The sequence below is a fragment of the Pedobacter sp. genome, from assembly GCF_045627485.1.
In the GTDB taxonomy this organism is placed as follows: domain Bacteria; phylum Bacteroidota; class Bacteroidia; order Sphingobacteriales; family Sphingobacteriaceae; genus Pedobacter.
In genome coordinates, this window is the sequence record NZ_JAZQNU010000111.1 from 1 (window position 1) to 20579 (window position 20579).

At 39.5% G+C, this 20579-nt stretch carries 23 protein-coding genes; 12 read left to right on the forward strand and 11 right to left on the reverse strand.

The genetic code is table 11. The annotated features are described in order from the left end of the window. Positions 1-82 precede the first annotated feature (82 nt). Positions 83-829, forward strand: a complete 747-nt coding sequence (locus tag ACR2F3_RS08635; protein WP_432709576.1) for a zinc ribbon domain-containing protein — start codon at positions 83-85, stop codon at positions 827-829. 78 nt (positions 830-907) lie between these two features. Here the strand turns inward: ACR2F3_RS08635 and ACR2F3_RS08640 are convergent, their stop codons facing one another. The 4 genes from ACR2F3_RS08640 to rsfS form a co-directional block, all read right to left on the reverse strand. Continuing rightward, positions 908-1987: a 3-oxoacyl-ACP synthase III family protein gene (locus ACR2F3_RS08640; protein ID WP_432709577.1), complete on the reverse strand. Its 1080-nt coding sequence runs from the start codon at positions 1985-1987 to the stop codon at positions 908-910. A gap of 64 nt (positions 1988-2051) precedes the next feature. Continuing rightward, positions 2052-2696, reverse strand: a complete 645-nt coding sequence (locus ACR2F3_RS08645) for a LutC/YkgG family protein (RefSeq protein WP_432709578.1) — start codon at positions 2694-2696, stop codon at positions 2052-2054. 52 nt (positions 2697-2748) lie between these two features. Beyond that, the gene (gene ftsH, locus ACR2F3_RS08650; protein WP_432709598.1) at positions 2749-4839 is read right to left on the reverse strand and encodes an ATP-dependent zinc metalloprotease FtsH; all 2091 of its coding nucleotides are present in this window, start codon (positions 4837-4839) and stop codon (positions 2749-2751) included. Between the two features lie 26 nt (positions 4840-4865). Further along, positions 4866-5240 (reverse strand): ribosome silencing factor, encoded by a 375-nt coding sequence (gene rsfS / locus ACR2F3_RS08655; RefSeq protein ID WP_432709579.1) that lies wholly within the window; start codon positions 5238-5240, stop codon positions 4866-4868. 42 nt (positions 5241-5282) lie between these two features. On the opposite strand from rsfS, the gene ACR2F3_RS08660 reads away from it, so the two are divergent. From ACR2F3_RS08660 to pfkA, 4 genes are all read left to right on the forward strand, one after another. Then, the gene (locus tag ACR2F3_RS08660; protein WP_432709580.1) at positions 5283-6053 is read left to right on the forward strand and encodes a biotin--[acetyl-CoA-carboxylase] ligase; all 771 of its coding nucleotides are present in this window, start codon (positions 5283-5285) and stop codon (positions 6051-6053) included. Positions 6054-6066: 13 nt separating this feature from the next. After that, positions 6067-6516 (forward strand): protein-disulfide reductase DsbD domain-containing protein, encoded by a 450-nt coding sequence (locus ACR2F3_RS08665; protein WP_432709581.1) that lies wholly within the window; start codon positions 6067-6069, stop codon positions 6514-6516. A 105-nt stretch (positions 6517-6621) separates the two neighbouring features. After that, a complete protein-coding gene (locus ACR2F3_RS08670; protein ID WP_432709582.1) occupies positions 6622-8310 on the forward strand; it encodes a protein-disulfide reductase DsbD family protein in 1689 nt (562 codons plus the stop codon). Continuing rightward, the gene (gene pfkA, locus ACR2F3_RS08675) at positions 8303-9286 is read left to right on the forward strand and encodes a 6-phosphofructokinase (RefSeq protein WP_432709583.1); all 984 of its coding nucleotides are present in this window, start codon (positions 8303-8305) and stop codon (positions 9284-9286) included. The genes ACR2F3_RS08670 and pfkA overlap by 8 nt, the downstream gene beginning before the upstream one ends. On the opposite strand, the gene ACR2F3_RS08680 is transcribed toward pfkA, so the two are convergent. Next, positions 9275-9802 carry a 5' nucleotidase, NT5C type gene (locus tag ACR2F3_RS08680; protein WP_432709584.1) on the reverse strand — a complete coding sequence of 176 codons (528 nt, stop codon included), beginning with the start codon at positions 9800-9802 and terminating at the stop codon, positions 9275-9277. The genes pfkA and ACR2F3_RS08680 overlap by 12 nt on opposite strands. Positions 9803-9929: 127 nt before the next feature. Here ACR2F3_RS08680 and ACR2F3_RS08685 point away from each other — a divergent pair, with 127 nt between their 5' ends. From ACR2F3_RS08685 to trmD, 3 genes are all read left to right on the forward strand, one after another. After that, the gene (locus tag ACR2F3_RS08685) at positions 9930-10484 is read left to right on the forward strand and encodes a 30S ribosomal protein S16 (RefSeq protein WP_432709585.1); all 555 of its coding nucleotides are present in this window, start codon (positions 9930-9932) and stop codon (positions 10482-10484) included. Positions 10485-10594: 110 nt separating this feature from the next. Next, positions 10595-11122, forward strand: coding sequence for a ribosome maturation factor RimM (gene rimM / locus ACR2F3_RS08690; protein WP_432709586.1), 528 nt, complete (start codon positions 10595-10597; stop codon positions 11120-11122). Positions 11123-11130: 8 nt separating this feature from the next. Continuing rightward, positions 11131-11808 carry a tRNA (guanosine(37)-N1)-methyltransferase TrmD gene (trmD, locus tag ACR2F3_RS08695; RefSeq protein WP_432709587.1) on the forward strand — a complete coding sequence of 226 codons (678 nt, stop codon included), beginning with the start codon at positions 11131-11133 and terminating at the stop codon, positions 11806-11808. On the opposite strand, the gene ACR2F3_RS08700 is transcribed toward trmD, so the two are convergent. Further along, positions 11809-12162, reverse strand: a complete 354-nt coding sequence (locus ACR2F3_RS08700; RefSeq protein ID WP_432709588.1) for a hypothetical protein — start codon at positions 12160-12162, stop codon at positions 11809-11811. Positions 12163-12462: 300 nt separating this feature from the next. Between ACR2F3_RS08700 and rplS the strand changes: the two genes are divergently transcribed. Next, complete coding sequence (gene rplS, locus ACR2F3_RS08705) at positions 12463-12810, forward strand: 50S ribosomal protein L19 (RefSeq protein ID WP_432709589.1); 348 nt, start codon at positions 12463-12465, stop codon at positions 12808-12810. A gap of 371 nt (positions 12811-13181) precedes the next feature. Here the strand turns inward: rplS and ACR2F3_RS08710 are convergent, their stop codons facing one another. The 3 genes from ACR2F3_RS08710 to ACR2F3_RS08720 all read right to left on the reverse strand — a co-directional run bounded on the left by ACR2F3_RS08710 (position 13182) and on the right by ACR2F3_RS08720 (position 16656). After that, positions 13182-13841, reverse strand: coding sequence for a phosphatidylserine decarboxylase family protein (locus ACR2F3_RS08710; RefSeq protein WP_432709590.1), 660 nt, complete (start codon positions 13839-13841; stop codon positions 13182-13184). Between the two features lie 83 nt (positions 13842-13924). Next, entirely contained in the window at positions 13925-14470 is a 546-nt protein-coding gene (hpt, locus tag ACR2F3_RS08715) for a hypoxanthine phosphoribosyltransferase (protein ID WP_432709591.1), read from the reverse strand. Positions 14471-14484: 14 nt separating this feature from the next. After that, entirely contained in the window at positions 14485-16656 is a 2172-nt protein-coding gene (locus ACR2F3_RS08720; protein ID WP_432709592.1) for a transglycosylase domain-containing protein, read from the reverse strand. Positions 16657-16772: 116 nt separating this feature from the next. Between ACR2F3_RS08720 and ACR2F3_RS08725 the strand changes: the two genes are divergently transcribed. Genes ACR2F3_RS08725 through ACR2F3_RS08735 form a run of 3 tightly spaced genes read left to right on the forward strand, consistent with a single transcriptional unit; the run spans position 16773 to position 18824 of the window. Then, on the forward strand, positions 16773-17852 hold the full coding sequence (locus ACR2F3_RS08725; protein ID WP_432709593.1) for an Mrp/NBP35 family ATP-binding protein: 1080 nt from the start codon (positions 16773-16775) through the stop codon (positions 17850-17852). Positions 17853-17888: 36 nt separating this feature from the next. After that, positions 17889-18134 (forward strand): NifU family protein, encoded by a 246-nt coding sequence (locus ACR2F3_RS08730; RefSeq protein ID WP_432709594.1) that lies wholly within the window; start codon positions 17889-17891, stop codon positions 18132-18134. Between the two features lie 54 nt (positions 18135-18188). After that, a complete protein-coding gene (locus ACR2F3_RS08735) occupies positions 18189-18824 on the forward strand; it encodes a hypothetical protein (RefSeq protein ID WP_432709595.1) in 636 nt (211 codons plus the stop codon). On the opposite strand, the gene def is transcribed toward ACR2F3_RS08735, so the two are convergent. Together def and ACR2F3_RS08745 are read right to left on the reverse strand one after the other, a co-directional pair. After that, positions 18821-19381, reverse strand: coding sequence for a peptide deformylase (gene def, locus ACR2F3_RS08740; RefSeq protein ID WP_432709596.1), 561 nt, complete (start codon positions 19379-19381; stop codon positions 18821-18823). The genes ACR2F3_RS08735 and def overlap by 4 nt on opposite strands. A gap of 18 nt (positions 19382-19399) precedes the next feature. After that, the coding region (locus ACR2F3_RS08745; protein ID WP_432709597.1) for a M16 family metallopeptidase at positions 19400-20579 on the reverse strand (1180 nt) is incomplete at its 5' end.

Consider the following 20579-nt stretch of genomic DNA (forward strand, 5'->3'; position numbering starts at 1 on the left):
TTGAAATTATTCAAGAAAAATTTCCTAACTTTGCAATCCGTTTAACGGAGCATAATACAAACCCCATAAATTATTTCATTTAATGGAACAAACTGTAGAGCAAAAGCTGAAAGCTTTATACGAATTACAAACCCTTCATACTAAAATTGATAAAATTCGTCAGATCCGTGGTGAATTACCAATGGAAGTTGCTGATTTAGAGGACGAAGTTGCTGGTTTAGAAACCCGCATTCAGAAACTGAAAAGTGAACTCGATGAGATTGAAGATGCGATTGTAACGCGTAAAAATATGATCAAAGAGTCTCAGAACCTGATCAAAAAGTATGAAACTCAGCTAAAGGATGTTAAAAATAATCGTGAATACGATGCTTTAACTAAAGAGGTGGAAATCCAGACATTGGAAATTCAAGTCTGTGAGAAGAAAATCCGTGAACATGGATTTGAAATCGCTCAGAAAACGGAAATTTATGAGAAAGCACTTGCTGATCAGGAGTCCCGTAAAAAAGACCTTGAAGTTAAAAAGGGGGAATTGCAAACAATTACTTCTGAAACTGAAAAAGACGAGTTAACCTTAAGTAAAAAAGCGGAGAAAGCTGAAAGTTCTATTGACGAGCGTTTACTGGTTGCTTATCACCGCTTAAGAAAGAATGCAAATAATGGCCTTGCTGTAGTTACGATTGATCGTGATTCCTGTTCAGGTTGTTTCAATCAGATTCCGCCTCAGCGTCAGTTAGATATTCGTCAACGTAAAAAAATCATCGTGTGTGAACACTGTGGAAGAATTTTAGTTGATGAAGCGCTAACATTGGAATTGGCAGAACAAGCATAAGGGTTTAAAAGCTATAAAAAAAACGGCTGGTGATTCACCAGCCGTTTTTTTTATTTTTATAGTCAGCCTACGAGCTTCTTAAAACCGATATACGAATGCATTGATATGCATACCAGCGCCTACAGAAGCAAACACTGCATATTGGCCCTCTTCAATTTTATAACCATCTACGAGGCCTTGACGTACCAGGTCTAACAATGTTGGGATGGTAGCCACCGAGCTGTTTCCTAACCAGGATATTGTCATGGGAACCAGGTTTTCAGGAACCTTATCAAGGTGATATAGCTTGAATAAACGTTTCATTATGGCATGATCCATTTTTCCGTTTGCCTGATGTATGAACACTGTTTTTATGTCTTCTATACTGATTCCAGCCTTATCTATTGCTTTCTTAACGACTTGTGGTACATTAATTACCGCGAATTCGTATAGCTTTCTGCCATTCATTTTAAGGTAGGCGTTTTCCTGACTAGCTGCGGGATTATTAGTTTTTCCCATCACTAACAATGAACCATAGTCGGCAGCGAAGGTTTGTGTTTTATGGGCAATAATGCCAATTGGAGTTTCTGATTCTTTAGCTTCAAAAATAACGGCGCCTGCACCATCAGAGAAGATCATGCTATCACGGTCATGCGGATCAATGATTCTGCTTAATGTTTCAGAACCGATAACCAATACCCTTTTTGCGTCGCCACTTTTTATCAGGTAATCTGCCTGAATAGCGCCTTGAAGCCATCCAGGACAGCCAAAGATGACATCATATGCCACGCAGTCAGGATTTCGAATATCAAGAGCCTGTTTAACTTTTGCTGCTAATGCAGGCAAAATATCCATTCGGTTTGAACCTTCCTTCACATCACCAAAATTATGGCAGAAAATGATATGGTCGAGTGTTTCTTTGTCTATACCGGCATCCTCTATGGCACGTTGTGCAGCGATAGTTCCAATGGTACTGTTAACCTGTGAGGAATCAACGTATCTTCTTTCGTTGATTTCAGTGATTTCTGCAAACTTCGTGATGATTTCGGCAATGGCCTTATCCAAAAGAAGCCCATTTTCGTAAAAGGTGGAGTTTAAAAAAGCATCACCTGCTATTTTATTTTCGGGGATAAAACTGCCCGTACCTGTAATTACGGAATAAATTGGGTTTTTGTCCATTTTGTACTACATACTATTTTGGTATACAGTATAAAATTACAGTTTATTAATTAAAGTTCAAAAACTAACTGAAATCGTCAACCAAAAACACAAACAATTCTTTAGGGCCATGGGCACCTAAAACCAACGTTTTTTCAATGTCAGCGGTGCGGCTAGGGCCGGTAATAGTAGTGATCATTGACGGTAATTGTGAACCATATTTGTTCTTAATTAAAGCAAAAGCATCTTTAAGATCTGAAACAAGCTGGCCAGTTTTTGCGATGACAATATGGTGATGAGGATAAATGCTTAACCTGCGGCCTGCACCTGTTTCATTTGAGACCATTACGGACCCATTACGGGCAATTAAAGCTTCGCATAGGGTTATGCCAGCCTCAGCCATTTCAAAGTCTTTATCGGTCTTATAAAAAGGAAATTCATATTGTTCCAACAGGCCTTGCAGTTCTGGTTCCCAGCAGTAGATTTTTCTCCATTTAAACCGATCTGCCAGTTCAAGCATGTTCTCGATAAAATCCATCCCGCTTTCGCAAAAAATAAAATTGCCGGAAACAGCACTAAGTTGTTCGGCAAATTGTATTTCTAGTAGCTCTTCCTCTTTTTTGTAAAGAGGTGTTTCTTCTAAATTTGGATGAGGATGATCTCTTTTTTCGAGGAGGGCTTTTCTGATCTTCTTCAGCATCAGCTCTTTTGAAGATATATTTTCTTGCATAGGAATAAGATATGCTGCCACCATTAATGGTGGCAGCTTAGCCTCTATTTAATTATTTAATATCCGGAGTAGCATTATTTACTGGAGTAGGGTCTGCTGTTTCTTCAATGCCACCATGTAACATGCCTTCGGCAGCAGGAGCCTGGTCGCCGGTACCGTTCACGAATTCATCATAAGTGGTACGGTGCTCAAACGGACGTTTTCCTAAGATTTCTTCCAAGTCGGCCTGGAAGAGGATTTCTTTTTCCAGAAGCTTTTTAGCTAATTTTTCTAAACCTTCGCGGTTTACTGTTAGCAGCGTTTTAGTTCTCTCATAAGCATCAGAAATGATTTTACGCACTTCCTGATCAATGATTTCCGCTGTTTTTTCCGAATATGGCTTACTGAAGTTATATTCATTCTGAGGATCGTGGAAGGATACGTTACCCACCACATCGTTCATACCGTATACGGTAACCATGGCATAAGATAATTTGGTTATACGCTCCAGGTCATTTTGTGCACCTGTTGATATTTTACCAAATACAATTTCTTCTGCAACACGACCTCCCAGGGTCATACACATACCGTCAGTTAACTGCTCAGTTGTATATAAAAACTGCTCCTTTGGTAAATATTGGGCATATCCTAATGCAGCAACACCACGAGGAACTATGGAAACTTTTACCAAGGGGTCTGCATGTTCTAGGAACCATCCAGCAATGGCATGACCTGCCTCATGATAAGCAACAATTTTCTTCTCTTCAGGAGAGATGATTTTGTTTTTCTTCTCAAGACCACCAATAACGCGATCAATGGCATCCTGAAAATCCTGCATGTCAACAAAGGTTTTGTTGCGTCTGGCTGCTATTAAAGCAGCTTCGTTACAAACGTTAGCAATTTCAGCACCAGCAAAACCTGGCGTCTGTGCAGAGAGTTTTTTAGCATCTACCTCCTGATCTGTTTTAATTGGCTTCAAGTGAACTTTAAAAATCTGTTCACGACCTACTAAATCAGGTTTATCAATAGAGATTTGGCGATCAAACCTTCCAGGTCTTAATAACGCAGAGTCTAATACATCCGGACGGTTAGTTGCTGCCAGAATGATAATGCCAGAATCGGTACCAAAACCATCCATTTCAACCAATAACTGATTTAATGTATTCTCTCTTTCATCATTACCACCCATCATGCTGTTTTTACCACGTGCACGACCAATTGCATCCACCTCATCAATAAAAATGATACATGGCGCTTTGTCTTTTGCCTGTTTAAACAAATCACGAACTCGGGAAGCTCCAACGCCGACAAACATTTCGACGAAATCAGAACCTGAAAGTGAGAAAAACGGAACCTGTGCTTCACCAGCAACAGCTTTTGCCAATAAGGTTTTACCTGTACCCGGGGAACCTACAAGTAACGCTCCTTTAGGAATTTTACCTCCTAAGTTGGTGTATTTTTTAGGGTTTTTGAGGAAATCAACGATTTCCATCACCTCTTGTTTAGCTTCTTCAAGTCCGGCAACATCGTTAAAAGTTACATTAACCTGGCTTTCCTTGTCGAATAAGGTTGCTTTAGACTTTCCGATATTGAAAATCTGTCCGCCCCCACCACCGGCACCACCGCCCATACGGCGCATAATGAATATCCAGAAACCTGCAAACAATAAAATCGGTACAATAATCGTAAAGAACCAGGAGTTAAAAGTGCTTTGTCTGGTTTCTTTAGCGGCTAGTATACGTTCATTTTCTGGTAGGTCTTTCTGCGATTCTTTTAACTGCGTATCCAGTCCGTCCATTGATCCAGCCGTAAAGTATACGGTAGGTCCTTCCGCTGCACCAAAATTACTTTTAGTACGATAGGGATCATATTTTGGATCTTTAATCCGGTCCTTTTTTATGTAGACGTCGGCACGGACCAAATCTTCATATTTGTAAGCAATAATTTTATCTACATCGCCTTTTAGAAGCATCTGTGTCTCAAACGTTTTGTAAGGAACAGGTTTGCTAGTGTCTGCATTAAATAGAAATTGAAGTAAGATCAATCCTAGAATAATAGCAGCATAAACCCAAAAGATGTTAAACTTATTTCCTTTCTGTGGTTTTTTAGGAATGTTCGGTATTCTTTTAATCAGCTTGGGCTTCGTATTTTCTTTATCTTTCATCATGGATTCCAAATGTGTTTTTTAATTTAAGCGCTTTGATAAGAAGTAGTTTGCGCGTCGCCCCATAAGTCTTCGATTCCATAAAAGTTTCTTTTATCGGTTTTGAAAATGTGAACCACAACGTCAAAATAGTCAAGGATGATCCATTCTGCATTTTCCTGGCCTTCTTTTTTCCAGGGGTTCGATTGGGTTTTCTTATAAATTTCGTCTTCAACGCTATCAGCAATCGCTTTTACTTGCGTAGCGGAATCTGCATTACAGATAATAAAATAATCTGAAGCAGCACTATTAAGTTCTCTTAAATCCAGGCGCACAATATCGTTTCCTTTTTTCTCCTGTATACCTAATACAGCGAGTTCGGATAAGTATGTTGAGATATTCCCTATTTTTTTATTTACCATTAATTTTTTTAGTTTTGACTATCTACAAATATAATTCAACACTTGCAAAATAACACTTTTTCAACACTATTTATTGGTCAAAATATTATTAAATTATCTTCGGTTGATTCGACTAATAACTATCTTAAGGTACTGTTGTCAAAATCCGAGCCATTACCCGAAGGGACTGTTATTATGGCAGAAGAGCAGTATGCCGGTCGTGGTCAGCAGCAAAATTCATGGCTTGCCACACCGGGACAGAACCTCACTTTTAGCCTGTTTTTAAAGCCTGTTTTTCTCGCCATAAAAGATCAGTTTAAGCTTAATATGGCTATTAGCATCGCTTTAAACGAGGCTTTACTACCTTTGGTCGGAAAAGGAATTAGCATCAAGTGGCCTAATGATATTTTTTTCGGTGATCGCAAACTAGGCGGGATTTTAATCGAAAACATCATCAGCGGCCAAAATTTTAAATTCAGCATAATCGGCATAGGCATAAATGTAAACCAGCAAGATTTTCAGGCTGAACTTGAAAGCCGCGCGATTTCTACCCGTCAAATTTTACATAAAGATGTTAATCGGAATGAGCTATTCGCAGTTATTTGTAGTCAAATAGAAAGTCAGTTTTTAAAATTAAAAAGCAATAGGAACCTTTTGCTCACTGAGGCATACTTGAAAAAACTCTACAGATTCGGGGTTTCATCAAACTTCCGGTGCAATGGCCAGGTATTTGAAGGCAGCATCACCGGAGTTACCGAGACTGGGATGTTAATCATTGAAAGCGGAGGAAAAACAGAAGCCTATAATTTTAAAGAAGTAGAATTTATAATTTAAACAAACACACACAATGAAAAGATTAACCTTAATCTTAACCGCTTTCTTGTTTTCGGCACTAAGTGTTTCAGCACAAATTGAAAACCCCGTAACGTGGTCTTATGGACAGAAAAAAATAAGCAAAACGGAAGCGGTCGTTTACATCAAAGCGAACATTCAAAATGGTTGGCATATCTATTCACAACACGTAAAACCTGGTGGACCCATCAAAACCAGTTTTACCTTTAGTCCGTCTAAAGACTATGTGAAAGTGGGAGCAACTACGGGACCTAAAGCAAAGAGCAAATTTGAGAAAGTATTTGACATGGATGTGTCCTACTATGAAGGGCAAGTGATTTTTCAGCAAAAGTTTAAAATCCTGAAACCCGGAGCCACCATAAAAGGAAAGATAGAATATATGGCTTGCGACGCCACGAAATGTCTGCCACCTGCAGAAGTTGATTTTGCAATACAAATTAAGTAGGTTTCGTCACAATTCAGTATAAAAAACACATAAAGCGCTTCCATATGGAGGTGCTTTTTTTGTTCCAAAAAAATTATCGCTAATTTCACCGACTTAACACAAAACATGAGCAGAATAATACTAATTCTAAGCATATTACTTACCCTAAGTTTCTTAAATGTCGGTCCGGTTGAAGCGTTTCAAACAGATCCTGACAGCATTTCAGTTGCTGAGGATGTGGTGTTTACAGAAATAGGTTCGGAAACCGATACGCTCGCAAATGACACAGCTGACGCTGTTGACACTGTTGAAAACCCTACGCCAGAAAGCGTCGTGTTAACAGAAAGTGATACCTCCCAACAAACATTATGGCAAACCTTTCTCGAAGGCCTTGCGGGTGGTTTTATTGCATTTTTAATGCCCTGTATTTTCCCTATGGTTCCATTAACTGTAAGTTTTTTTACCAAAAGGGCAGGAAGCCGGCGAAAGGGAATAGGACAAGCCATTATTTACGGACTGTCCATTATTGTCATCTATGTGGCTATTGGGTTACTAATTACGTTACTATTTGGCTCAGCTAAACTAAATGAACTTAGCAGCAGCGGGTGGTTTAATTTTGCCTTTTTTGTTTTGTTAGTGGTATTTGCTGTTTCCTTTTTTGGGGCTTTTGAAATCACTTTGCCAAGTTCATTTGTCAATAAAATAGATCAGAAAGCAGATAGCAGTGGTGGCTTAGGCGGTATTTTCTTTATGGCAGCGTCGTTAGCCCTGGTGTCGTTTTCTTGTACAGGTCCTATTATAGGTACTTTGCTGGTGCAGGCGAGTGCTAAAGGTGAAATTCTTGCTCCAGCTATAGGTATGTTTGGTTTTGCTCTTGCGTTAGCCCTTCCATTTACGTTGTCGGCTATATTTCCGGGCTTTTTAAACAGTATGCCGAAGTCGGGAAGCTGGTTAAATAGCGTAAAGGTTTGCCTGGGTTTCCTGGAGTTAGCCCTGGCATTAAAATTCTTGTCTGCAGCAGATTTAGTGTGGCATTGGGAATGGTTTGACCGTGAAATCTTCCTGTCATTATGGATCGTAATTTTCATCCTGCAGGGTATTTATTTATTGGGCAAGATTAAATTCTCCCACGACAGTGATTTACCATACATATCAGTTCCCCGTTTATTCTTTGCGGTTATTTCTTTAGCCTTTGGCGTTTATTTAATACCGGGATTATGGGGTGCTCCTGTTAATATATTAAGTGGTATTGCGCCACCTTTACATACCCAAGATTTTATACTTGGTGGTAGCACCACTGCTGCTGCCGGCAACGGTGATACAGGTTTCCCCTCAAAAGTAAAATATGATGATGTTTTACACCCTCCACACGGGTTTAACTCCTTTTTTGACCTGGACGAAGGTATGGCATATGCTAAAAAGGTAGGAAAGCCTGTTTTAATTGACTTTACCGGTCATGCCTGTGTAAACTGCCGAAAAATGGAAGATAAGGTTTGGGTGGATCCCGAAGTAGCAAGGATAATTAAGGAAGATTTTGTGCTGATTCAGCTTTATGTGGATGAGCGCGGTGTAAAAATGCCTGCAGAAAAGGTGCATTACTCAAAAATACTTAGAACTAAGACAACCGATTTGGGGCGCTGGAACAGTGATTTCCAGGCTACACAGTACAATAGTAATTCACAGCCGTTTTATGTGATGGCCGGACAAGATTTAAATCCATTAGTAACCCCTAAAGGTGCTATATTTGATACCGAGGCTTATATCGCTTTTTTAAAAAGCGGCTTGGCCAAGTTTAACGAACGAAAGAATGAATAAAATTAAAAATATAGGTTTACTTACTTCCGGAGGTGATGCTCCTGGAATGAATGCTGCCATTAGAGCAGTTGTGCGTGCAGGAATTTATTATGATTTGAAAGTTACAGGTGTAATTAGAGGTTTTGATGGCCTGGTTAACGGTAATTTCATTGACATGGAACGTAAGTCTGTAGCTAACATCATCCAGCGTGGCGGAACGATTTTAAAAACGGCCAGAAGCGATAGATTTCGCACCGAGGAGGGCAGACAGCAAGCTTACGACAATTTGAAAGCTAATGGTATTGATGCGCTGGTGGTCATTGGCGGCGACGGTACCTTTACGGGCGCAGACGTTTTTATGAAGGAATTTGATTTCCCTGTAATTGGTTTGCCGGGCACAATTGACAATGACCTTGCCGGAACAGATTTCACCATAGGTTATGATACTGCGATTAATACCGTAATCAATGCAGTAGATAAAATCAGAGATACCGCCGAATCACACAATCGACTATTTGTGGTAGAGGTGATGGGACGTGATTCTGGACTAATTGCCCTCAGAAGTGGTATTGGTGCAGGTGCAGAAGCGATTTTGATTCCCGAAATAAAATCTGGCATGGACGATCTTATCACCAGATTGGAGCATGGCCGGAAAGATAAAGCGTCAAAAATAATAATTGTTGCCGAAGGCGATGAAGTTGGTGGCGGGTTCGACACATGTGAGGTGTTAAAAGAGAAATTTCCTAATTACGATATCCGTTTCTCTGTTTTAGGCCATATACAAAGAGGCGGCAGCCCAACTTGCATGGACCGCGTACTAGCAAGCCGTTTAGGCGTATCCGCAGTAGAAGGATTAATCAACGGCCATTCTGGCGTAATGGTTGGTCAATTGAACCGGGAGGTGGTGCTCACGCCATTCAGCCAAGCTATTAAACATATCGATGTGGAAGATGTAACACCGGCCTGGTTAGAGCTTGTAGGGATACTATCTCTCTAAATAAAGTTTATCCAATACTTGTTGCCAGTTATCGACGCGTTCGTAATGACTGAGCAGCAGGTTGTGTGGAGATGTAAATAGCAAAGGGCGACCTTTAAAGCCAATAAAATTTTTCACACGGTCATCAATCAGTACGTCTGCATCGATAATTTTATTGCCGCAAAAAATGATGTTTGTCCAGCTGATGAAGGGAAAATTTTCAGCAAGCCAGTCCAGCTTATCTTCCAGTGAATTTCTAAACTCCATGGCAGCCGACACAATGTAAACTTCGTGTTGTTCCTGGAGTTTTTTTATAGCTTCAACACTGCCCTCAATGGCATCCAGATCCCTGAAAAAGCCTTTTTCATTAATATAATCAAACCATTTTCGGTTAAGGTGTTCAGGAACATGGTGGTAAATTTCATTGCCTGGATCTATCAGGGTGTCCAGTGGAATACCATAATCGCGGTGATATAATTGGATGAATTTTTTTAGTGGATCGGCAATTACCTCATCCATGTCTATCGCTATTCTCATAAATTCTGTTTAGGCATTCAAAATTAGTTTTTTTGCATCTTGCTTGGCAATAGTATTTTAATTACTTTTGCAACCCCGCAAGCATATTGCTCCGGGAACTATGTTGAATACATAAATCTAAGAAAAAATGGCAACTAAAATCAGATTGCAAAGATTCGGTAAAAAAGGAAAACCTTTTTTCCACGTAGTAGTAGCGGATTCCCGTTCACCAAGAGATGGTAAATTTATTGAGCGTTTAGGTTCATACAACCCAAACACCAATCCAGCAACCATCGAAATTAACTTTGAAAAATCATTAGACTGGATAAACAAAGGTGCACAGCCTACGGATACTTGTCGTGCTATCCTTTCTTACAAAGGTGTTTTATACAAAAAACACTTAGAAGGAGGTGTTAAAAAAGGTGCTTTAACCGCAGAGCAAGCTGATGCTAAATTTGCTGAATGGTTAAACGCTAAAGGTGAGCAGATTGAAGGTAAAAAAGATAGCTTAACTAAAACTAAAAGTGAAGTTAGATCGGCTGCCTTAGCTGCTGAAGCTAAGAAAAATGCTGATCGTGGTGCTGCTATTGCATTGAAAAATGCACCAGTAGAAGAAGTGGTTGAAGAACCAGTTGCTGAAGAAGCGGCTGAAGAAACTCCTGCAGCTGAAAACACTACAGAAGAAAATAAAGAGGAAGCTTAGTCTTTTTCTTTTTCTAGAAAATAGCGAAGGAGTCAATCAGTTGACAATCCCTTCGCTATTTTTATTTAGCACAAATCGGTAATCCCTTATAACAGGAAAAAAAGTGTACCATGACAATTGATGAAGCATATTACATTGGTTATATCACCAAAACTAAAGGACTGAAAGGAGAGCTGCAGCTCTATTTTGAATATGATGCACCTGAACTTTTAGATCTTGATGTTGTTTTTGCCGAGATTAACGGAAAAATGGTTCCATTTTTTGTATCCTCTTATAAATTGCAAAATAACAGTACAGGCAATTTCTATTTTGATGATGTTGACCACATTGATAAGGCTCAGCCTTTAGTACGTAAAAAGATCTACATCCCCATAACCAAAGTCCCTGACCGCGATGATGAGGATTTTCACTATAATGATTTAAAGGGTTTTGTTGTTTCTGATGAGACCCATGGAGAGCTGGGTGAGATCCTGGAAATAAATGAATACCCACAGCAGTTTGTGGCCACTATATCCTATCAGAATAAAGAGGTGTTATTTCCGCTTCACGAAGATATGATTGTAGAAATTGACGAAGCGCAAAAAACACTCTTGATTGATCTTCCTGAGGGCCTCTTAGACATTTACCTGAATAATTAAAACCATCCATGCGTTTCGACATCATTTCTGTATTACCTGCGTTATTAGACAGTCCTTTTGCCCATTCCATTTTACAACGGGCACAAAAAAAAGGCATTGTAGAAATTGTGGTTCACAATTTACGTGAATATGCCGATAATAAGCAGAAAAGTGTAGACGACTATCCATACGGAGGAGGTTCGGGCATGGTAATGTCTATTCCTCCATTTGCCAAATGCATTGAGGCCCTAAAAAGCGAACGTGACTACGATGAAGTGATATTTATGAGTCCGGATGGCGTTACACTTAATCAGACCCTAGCAAATGAACTGTCGGGCAAAGGAAACATCATCATTTTATGTGGACATTACAAGGGCATAGACCAGCGTATAAGGGATTTGTTTGTTACCCGGGAAATATCAATTGGTGATTATGTTTTATCGGGTGGGGAGCTTCCTGCGGCTGTTCTCGTAGACGCGATCGTAAGGCTTATTCCAGGTGTGCTCAATGATGAGACGTCGGCCTTATCGGATAGTTTTCAGGGCGAGCTGTTGGATGCGCCTGTATATACCCGGCCGGCCGACTGGAATGGGCATAAAGTTCCAGACATCCTTTTAAGCGGACATGAAGCTAAAATAAACGAATGGCGACATGAGCAGGCTGTGGCCAGAACCCGCCAGCGGCGCCCGGACCTCTTGGGTGAATAGTTATTTGCTTAACAGCGATATGATTTTATCTTTATCTTTCAGCTGATCGCGTAGCGTGCTCAGCATCTCTTTATGATTCTTCAGTTCTATTTCTAAAATAGAAGTCTCATGTTCCGTATCAGGGGCTTTCAAATCCTCTTTATCTAGCAGATGCGTAGGGTTTGTTTCCTCAAAAAATATTGTAGGGGGTACATTTAAAATCTTGGACATCAGGATCAGGTCGTTGTATTTCAACGAACCCTTAAGCAGGCTTAATTTCAAACCGTCAAACGTTTTATTCATCTCCACAGAAAGCCAGCTTAATGACCTGTTGTTTTTTTTCAAGATTTCATTAACGATCGTTTTTAAATACATAAAATTAGGTTTGAGGTAAAATAGCTATTAGTACGCTGTTTTTTTCTACACGTTTGCTATTACGCTAGCGGTTTCGTAAAAATACGTAAATTACTATGGTTTAATATTAAATTTTTTATAATTGCGTTAACTATGTATAATTGTTTAAGCAGGTATTTGTGAAGCTTGTTGTTGAGGTAAACAAAGTAAATGCCAATGATTTTGGAAAAAAATGAAATTCACTTTCATATGTTAAATAAAATCCCTAATATTGCAATCCGATTTTCAAACAACAGAATGTCGGCTTAATAGCTTAAAATCATGGATTTAGTAAAATTTGTTGAAGAGCAGGTAATCGTAAAAAATGAATTTCCTGCATTCAAATCAGGAGATACAGTGAGTGTTCACTATAAAATTCGCGAAGGTAATAAAGAACGTGTTCAAATTTACCAAGGCGTAGTGTTACAACGTAATAGCGTAGGTGCTAATGAGACGTTTACTGTTCGTAAAATGTCTAATGGTGTTGGAGTAGAGCGTATCTTCCCGATCAACTCACCTAACATTGCAAAAATTGAGGTTCATAGCCATGGTAAAGTACGCAGAGCGAAATTGTTCTATCTACGTGCATTAACTGGTAAAGCTGCCCGTATCAAATCTAAAAGAATTTAATTTTCTTTCGAGCATATTTAGCCTTCCTGGTATCACCAGGGAGGTTTTTTTGCGTCCCATCTAATCAGGTAATAAGCCAGGCTTTCTTGCATACAGGTTGCAGACAACACCGGATCTGTGACGCATCAGGCGCACCTTTCGCTCGCTTATCATCCGGGGGAAGCTCGGCGATAAACGTCTTTAAAGCGTGCCTGATCCGTATTAGGCAGAAGCTTACCTGCCAGCAATAAGGCTGATGATAAACTTCTTGCTCAGCTATAAGCCCTGCTCAAAATAAAACAACCTGTCTAATGTCTTTTCAGCGGTTTTAAGCCATAAAAAAAGAGCTGACTATGCGGAAGCTCTTTTAGTGTAAGTAATGTGCTTAGCGCTTAGCTTAGCTGCCCCATTACGGTAATGCCACCTTTAACCATTTGGTTAAGTTCCACATTTAATTTAGTGCCTACTGGCAGAAATATGTCTACCCTGGAGCCGAATTTAATAAATCCGAATTCTTTTCCCTGTTCTACCACATCACCTTCTTTAATATACCAAACTATTCTACGGGCTAGAGCGCCAGCAATTTGTCTGTATAATACAGGAACACCTGAGGCATGTTCTACCACTACCGTTGTTCTTTCGTTCTCTGTAGAGGATTTAGGGTTCCATGCAGCTAAATATTTACCGGGATGGTATTTGAAAAATTTTACAACACCAGAAATAGGGTTTCTGTTAATGTGAACATTCACAGGGGACATAAATATTGATACCTGTAACCTTTTGTCTTTAAAGTATTCGCCTTCCTCTGTTTCTTCAATCACAACCACTTTCCCATCTGCTGGGCAGATTAATACGGTGTCATCAAAAGTGAAGTTGCGCTTTGGATTTCTAAAAAACTGAAGCACCGTAATAAACAGAGTAAATGAGAGGATGTATACTAACCAGCGTAGCCAAGTGATATCAGCATACCGGTAATCTATAAATGCATTAATAACAAAAATAAATAACACGGTAATTGCAATTGTTGTATAGCCTTCCTTATGTATAGTCATTGTAAAATAAATTTTTTCTGTAAAATTGGGAAAATTTATCCGTCTGGCGGGTATTTAGGTTAAAATAATGCCTATTAAATTCATTAGGCAGGCGTAAAGGCGCGGTAAATGTCTTTCAGGTTTCTGCCAAGACCATTATAATCCAGTCCGTAGCCAACAACAAATTCATTAGGTATTTCAAATCCAACATATTCCAGTTCCGGTATGGGTTCAAGTAATGCACTTGGTTTAAATAATAAAGAACAAACTTTAACCGAGGCCGGCTGCTGTGCATGCACCTTTTCCAGAATAAATTTCAGGGTCGTTCCGGTGTCTACAATGTCTTCCACTATGATAATATCACGGTTATGCAGGTTATCAGGCAAGCCAAACGCTTCTTTCACTGTGCCTGTAGTTGCGGTTCCCTTATAGGAAGATACACGGATAAAGGCAATTTCACACGCTACATCAATTTCCCTTAGCAAATCGGCCATAAACATAAAGCTGCCGTTTAAAACACCGATAATAATCGGGCAACAGGTTTCATAATCCACATTTAACTGGATGCCTATCAAACGGGTGCGTTTGTTAATTTGGTCGTTTTCCAAGAGGATTTCAAAATCCTTGTCTTCTATCTGTACAGTTTCCATAATAATGTGAACGATTAGCTGTCGCCCCTCTGCTTGTCTTCCATTTCTTTTTCTTTCTGACGCTGTTCACGTCGTTCCTGACGCAGTTGCTTTTTAGTCTTCTGAACGGTGTCGGTCGTTTTTGTTGGCCTGTTACTCGTAGTGTCTTTGTTTTTACCGCCAAAGATACGATCAAACAAGCTTTTAGCATCATCCTGCATTTGTATCACAGGTTTTTCAATATCGTCATCGTCAAAGGCAGTGGTGTCTAAAGTTGTGGTGTCGGGCAAAAGATACTGTCGTAAGCCCTCGCGTAAACGAACGTTATAAAAACCATAACCACTGGTGTCTGGTGGTGTTAAACCTCGTCTGGCCATAATATTGCCCATGTATTTGAAATATGGAAACATATAATCCTTTAAGCCACCATCACTACGGAACTTATATAGGGCAATTTTTGGTCGCGGTATAATGTTGGCAAGAAAGATTCCCTCACCAATATTTAAATTAGCAGGCGTTTTACCAAAATAATACCTGGATGCTTCACCAATGCCGTAAATGTTTTTACCCATTTCAATAATATTGAAATAAACCTCCAGCATCCGCTGTTTGCTAATCAGATTATTGTTTTCAATAAGCCATACAATTAGAATTTCTTCAGCCTTCCTTGATAAGGTTTTATTTCGGCTCAGGAATACGTTTTTAACGAGCTGCATGGAGATTGTACTTCCACCTCTGACAAATCTTTTTTCCTTAAAATTAACGGCAAACGACTTGCGGAACGACTCCATTACAAAACCTTTGTGGCTCATAAATGATGGGTCTTCGGCTGTTAATACGGCATTTTTAAAATTATTTGAAATTTGGTTCAATGGAGTATAGTTGGGATTTGATGGGCCAATAACGATGTCTCTCATCGGCTTACCGTACTCATATGGGGTATAAACGAAGGGTTTATTGATCTTTTGCAGGTTTGTTTTGCCCCAGCTTAGAATTTTAAAATTGTTTGGCGTTAACGAGGAAGTAAACGTTACACTATCAGGAATAGCGGTATCGAGATGAAAGAGAAAGTCGTACTTTACTTTTCCTTGTACTTTAAGTCCGTCTAATGATTCAAATAAACCCCTTGGGAAGCCGTTTAAAATGTTTTGTGCATCCTGCTCAGGCGCATGTATCTTAACCTCGTAAATTTTATGTGGTTTAAGTGTATATTTAATAAAAGGATGGAATTTTGCCTGATGCAGGTACACAGTTGAACTACTATCGAGTGCAGCGTACGTTTTACCTATAATTATATCCGCATCAACCTTAGCATCTGGCACCACAATATCATTAAGGGCGATTTTTTCATGGTTGATCAGGAGGTTTTTGACCGACCAGGAACCCTTCAACTTAAAGGTGTCATCACGATAGCGTGCTTCTTTTAACTCCGTCCTTACCGTATCAAAGCTTAATTTTGCGCCTAATTTTTTGTTGAGGTAAGGAAGCTCCACCTTCTTTTGATCTGCAAAAAGTAAAACATCCATCCGTTTTTTTGCAGGTTCCATCAGACCATTGGCATGCCATGTTGCTTCATTTTTGTTAACTACAATGGTCGATTTTAAGTCTCCGTTGTCAATTGTGGCGCTTGTAGTTAAGAAAGACAACTGAGTGGTGTCATTCTCTTTGAATTCAAAAAGCAACTGATGTACTTCCATCTCATCTGGTATTTTGTATAAAACCTGATTTAACAGGTTATTTGCTAAGCCGGCCAGGTCAAGCTCTCCTTTTACCTCAGTACTGTCTTTTTTCTTTCTTTTCAGAATAAAATCAATATTGGTTAGGGAGTCTCTTTTTACCACCATAACTTTACCGTTATTCAATGTCATTTTAGAGAGCTTAACATCGCCAAAAAGTAGCGGAAATAGCTTTACACCAATGGTAATGTCGGAAATGGTAGACAAGGTATCGCGGTCCTTTGGCAACACCGAAATGTCGGTCATGTGCACGGTGCTGAGTCCATTAAAGCCTGCCGATCCAATTTTTACCTGTAATCCATAATTTTTATCTGCTTTGCTGATGGCGCGAGCCATCATTGTTTTTAACAGTTCTGCCCTTTTGCTGTAAGCAACCAATCCGGCCACCATAAAGAGAAGAAGAAATACGCCAAGTACCCATGCAGCAATTTTGATATATTTTTGAGGAATCCTGATCTTCGGTAAATCCATGTTGTAATGTAGAGGTCTGTTGCTAAACGTTAAACATAAATGTTTATTTCGTGTTAAAATTACGCTTAAAAAGCTTAAAGTTAATTAATGTAAGCGGCTTTTGTTAAATTTGGATAATGATAATCACCAACGAACAAGTTTTAAACGCCTTACGTAATGTAGAAGACCCGGATTTGAAAAAAGACCTGGTGACGTTAAATATGATTAAGGACGTTAGAATTGAAGATAGAAACGTCAGCTTCACCCTGGAATTGACTACCCCCGCCTGTCCGTTAAAAGACATGTTAAAGAACGCCTGTTTAAACGCCATCAAGTTTTTTGTAGCTAAGGATGCGGAGGTTCACATTAATGTGACGTCGCGGGTAACTAAACCAGCAGATATTTCACAGTTAAGCCAGATAAAGAATATTATCCTTGTTTCCTCAGGTAAAGGCGGGGTAGGGAAATCCACGGTTGCCAGTAACCTTGCGATAGCACTTGCAGCGAATGGTGCAAAGACTGGTTTGATTGATGCTGATATCTATGGTCCATCTGTGCCTACTATGTTTGGTCTTGTTGGCGCAAAACCAGCCGCACGGGAAACGGAAGATGGTAAAACGTTAATTCTGCCAATTGAGAAATTTGGAATTAAATTGTTATCATTAGGTTTTTTTGCCGATCCTGATCAGCCTGTGCCATGGCGGGGACCAATGGCGTCTAATGCAGTAAAACAATTGTTTAATGATGCAGACTGGGGAGAACTTGATTACTTAATTGTAGATCTTCCTCCGGGCACAGGAGACATTCACATCACTATAACTCAGACTTTCCCAATTGCTGGCGCAGTAATCGTTACTACGCCTCAACAGGTAGCGCTAGCAGATACCCGAAAAGGATTAGCGATGTTCAGGATGCCAAGTATCAACATTCCTGTTCTGGGCGTTATAGAGAATATGGCGTATTTTACGCCCGATGAATTACCAGAAAATAAATATTACATTTTTGGCAAAGATGGTGGTAAACACTTAGCCACCTCATTTGAGGTGCCTTTTCTCGGGGAGATACCTATTGTACAAAGTATTACTGAAGGTGGCGATCATGGTTTGCCAGTAGCCCTAAATCGTGGCACTGTCCTCGCCGCATGCTTTTCAGAAATAGCGGGTAAAGTTGCACAGCAATTGGCAATTAGCAATGCACAAAGTGTAATTACTAAATAATTAGTATTTTTATAACGATAAATTAAACAGAGCCAGATGAATTTAATAGAGCAAGTAGAGCAGGCATTGGAAACAATCCGACCTTATTTAATAGCCGATGGGGGAGATGTTGCCATAGAGGAAATTACATCAGACAATGTAGTTAAATTAAGATTATTAGGGAATTGCGGATCCTGTAAAATGAGTTTTATGACTATGAAAGCAGGCATTGAGCAAGCAATTATGAAAGCTGTTCCACAAATTACCTCCGTAGTGGCGGTAAACCTCGCCGAACCAGTATAATACATTTAACACATTTTAACTTTCCCACATTTTAATTACCCTTAACTTTATACAATGAAGTATAGTTTTACCTTATTGTTAATGATTATTTTTGCCGGGGCTTTTGCTCAGCAAATGCCTGCAGGTAAAAAGTTGTTGCAATTTTCTGGAATGATTACTGATATTGACAGCAATAGGGTGGTTCCCTATGTGACGATCACTAATGAGCGTACGAATGAGAAACGATCGGCAAATTACCAGGGTTATTTTTCTTTTGTCGCTCAGCCCGGCGATACGATCTTATTTACTGCAGTTGGTTTTACCAAAACACAGGTGATTATTCCATTGAGCCACCCTTCTGATAGTTACACAACCATGGTTAAAATGAATTCAGAAATTGTCTACCTACCTACGGTACATATTTATCCCTGGGCAACGGCGGAAGAGTTTACCAAAGAGTTTCTGTCTATGAAAGTGGCTGATGACGACCTGGAGATTGCTAAGAAAAACCTAAGTTCACAAAGTATAATGGGGATGGCACAAACCTTATCAAGAGATGCGGGTGAAATATCAGGAATAAACTGGCGTTTAAATCACGACCGTGCATTAAATAAAAACATGGTGCAAACGAATCCGTTATTGAATCCGTTTGCATGGGGCAAGTTTACGCAGCAAATATTAAATGGCGATAAAAGCCGTAAAGAAAATTAGCGTTTTTTAGTTTGTTTAGGGAAACGCATTTTATAATCCGTATGCACATTCCCTTTAGAAATATTGTCTAGTTTTGACTTAAGCATTCTTTTGCGTAGCAAACTTAATTTGTCTGTAAATAGCTTTCCTTCAATGTGATCGTATTCATGTTGTATCACTCGTGCAGGCATTCCTGTCACCTTTTCCTGATGCAAATTCCATAATTCATCATAATATTTAATTAAGATGGTTGGTTTACGCATAATATCTTCTCTAATATCAGGAATGCTTAAACAGCCTTCATTAAAAGCCCATTCCTCGCCACTTTCGTCAACAATTTCGGCATTGATAAAAACTCTTTTAAAGCCTTCTTTTCCATCTTCATCCGCACCTGTATCAACTACAAAAAGACGGATAGGCAGACCAATTTGCGGAGCCGCCAAACCCACTCCACTCGCTGCATACATGGTTTCAAACATGTCATCGACAAGTTGTCGTAACTCAGGATACTCCTGGTCGATATTCTTACACACTTTTTTTAAAACCGGGTCGCCGTAGGCTACTATTGGGAACTTCATGCCACAAAAATACGAATATTAGCTTAAAGGATAAAAGGTTAGTGCACTTAGATTTTTTTCATTTAGAATTTCCTGCGTAATTTCGTTTATTTCAGCCCGGCCAACTGCCCTGATTTTTTTGAAAACGGTTTCCAGATCGTCGATATAATCATAGTCAATCAGGCTTTTAGCCATTGAAATGATAAGGCCTATCCGGTTTTCTTCACCGAGTGCAATCTGACCGATGAATTTATTTTTCGCTTTGTGCAATTGTACTTCTGTTAGTGGATTTTCCCGGAGTTTTTTAAATTCCTTGTAAATTAATGTCAATGCTTTATCTACCTTTTCCTGTTCTGTGCCGAAATAAATGGTGAACAGCCCTGTGTCGCTTAGCGGGCTATAGCCACTTTCAATAGTATAAGCAATACCATATTTTTCACGAATCTGGAGGTTCAGGATCGAGCTCATACCGTTACCGCCCAGCAGGTTGTTGAGTAATAATAAGCCCGTTTTATATGGATGGTGCAAACTATAAGCTTGGCTGCCCAATACCATATGAGCCTGAGAAATGGGTTTTCTATGGATTTCCTTAACTACCTCGTTTTTCAGTGGGGGTATCCTGTGTAAGGGCTTAATGTTAGCTGGAATGTTGCCGAAATACTTTGTACCTATTTTGATAAACTTGGCATAACTGTAGTTGCCAGTTACTGCAATAATGATCTTATCTGTATGGTAATTGGCGGACATAAAGTCCTTAATATCTTGCCTACTAAGTCTGCTTACGCTTTCAGGTGTACCTAAGATGTTTCTTCCCAGTGAATGATTCCTAAATAAAAGATCCTCAAAATCATCATATATGGCTTCCTCTGGCTGATCCAAGTAAGAACTGATTTCGTCGAGGATAACACTTTTTTCCTTTTCCATTTCTTCCTCTGGAAAAGTAGAATGGAATATAATATCATTGAAGAGCTCAAGCGTTCGGTCAAGGTAGGGGTTCAAAAACGATGCGTGTACACAGGTGTACTCCTTTGTAGTATACGCATTTAAATCGGCGCCCACGCTTTCCAGGCGGTTCAAAATTTGATTGGTACTTCTTTTCTCCGTCCGTTTAAAAATAAGGTGTTCGATAAAATGAGCTAAACCAGATTGATCGTCTTTCTCATCCCTTGAACCACTATTAATGAGGATACAGGCATGAGAAATGGTAAAGGCCGAGGGT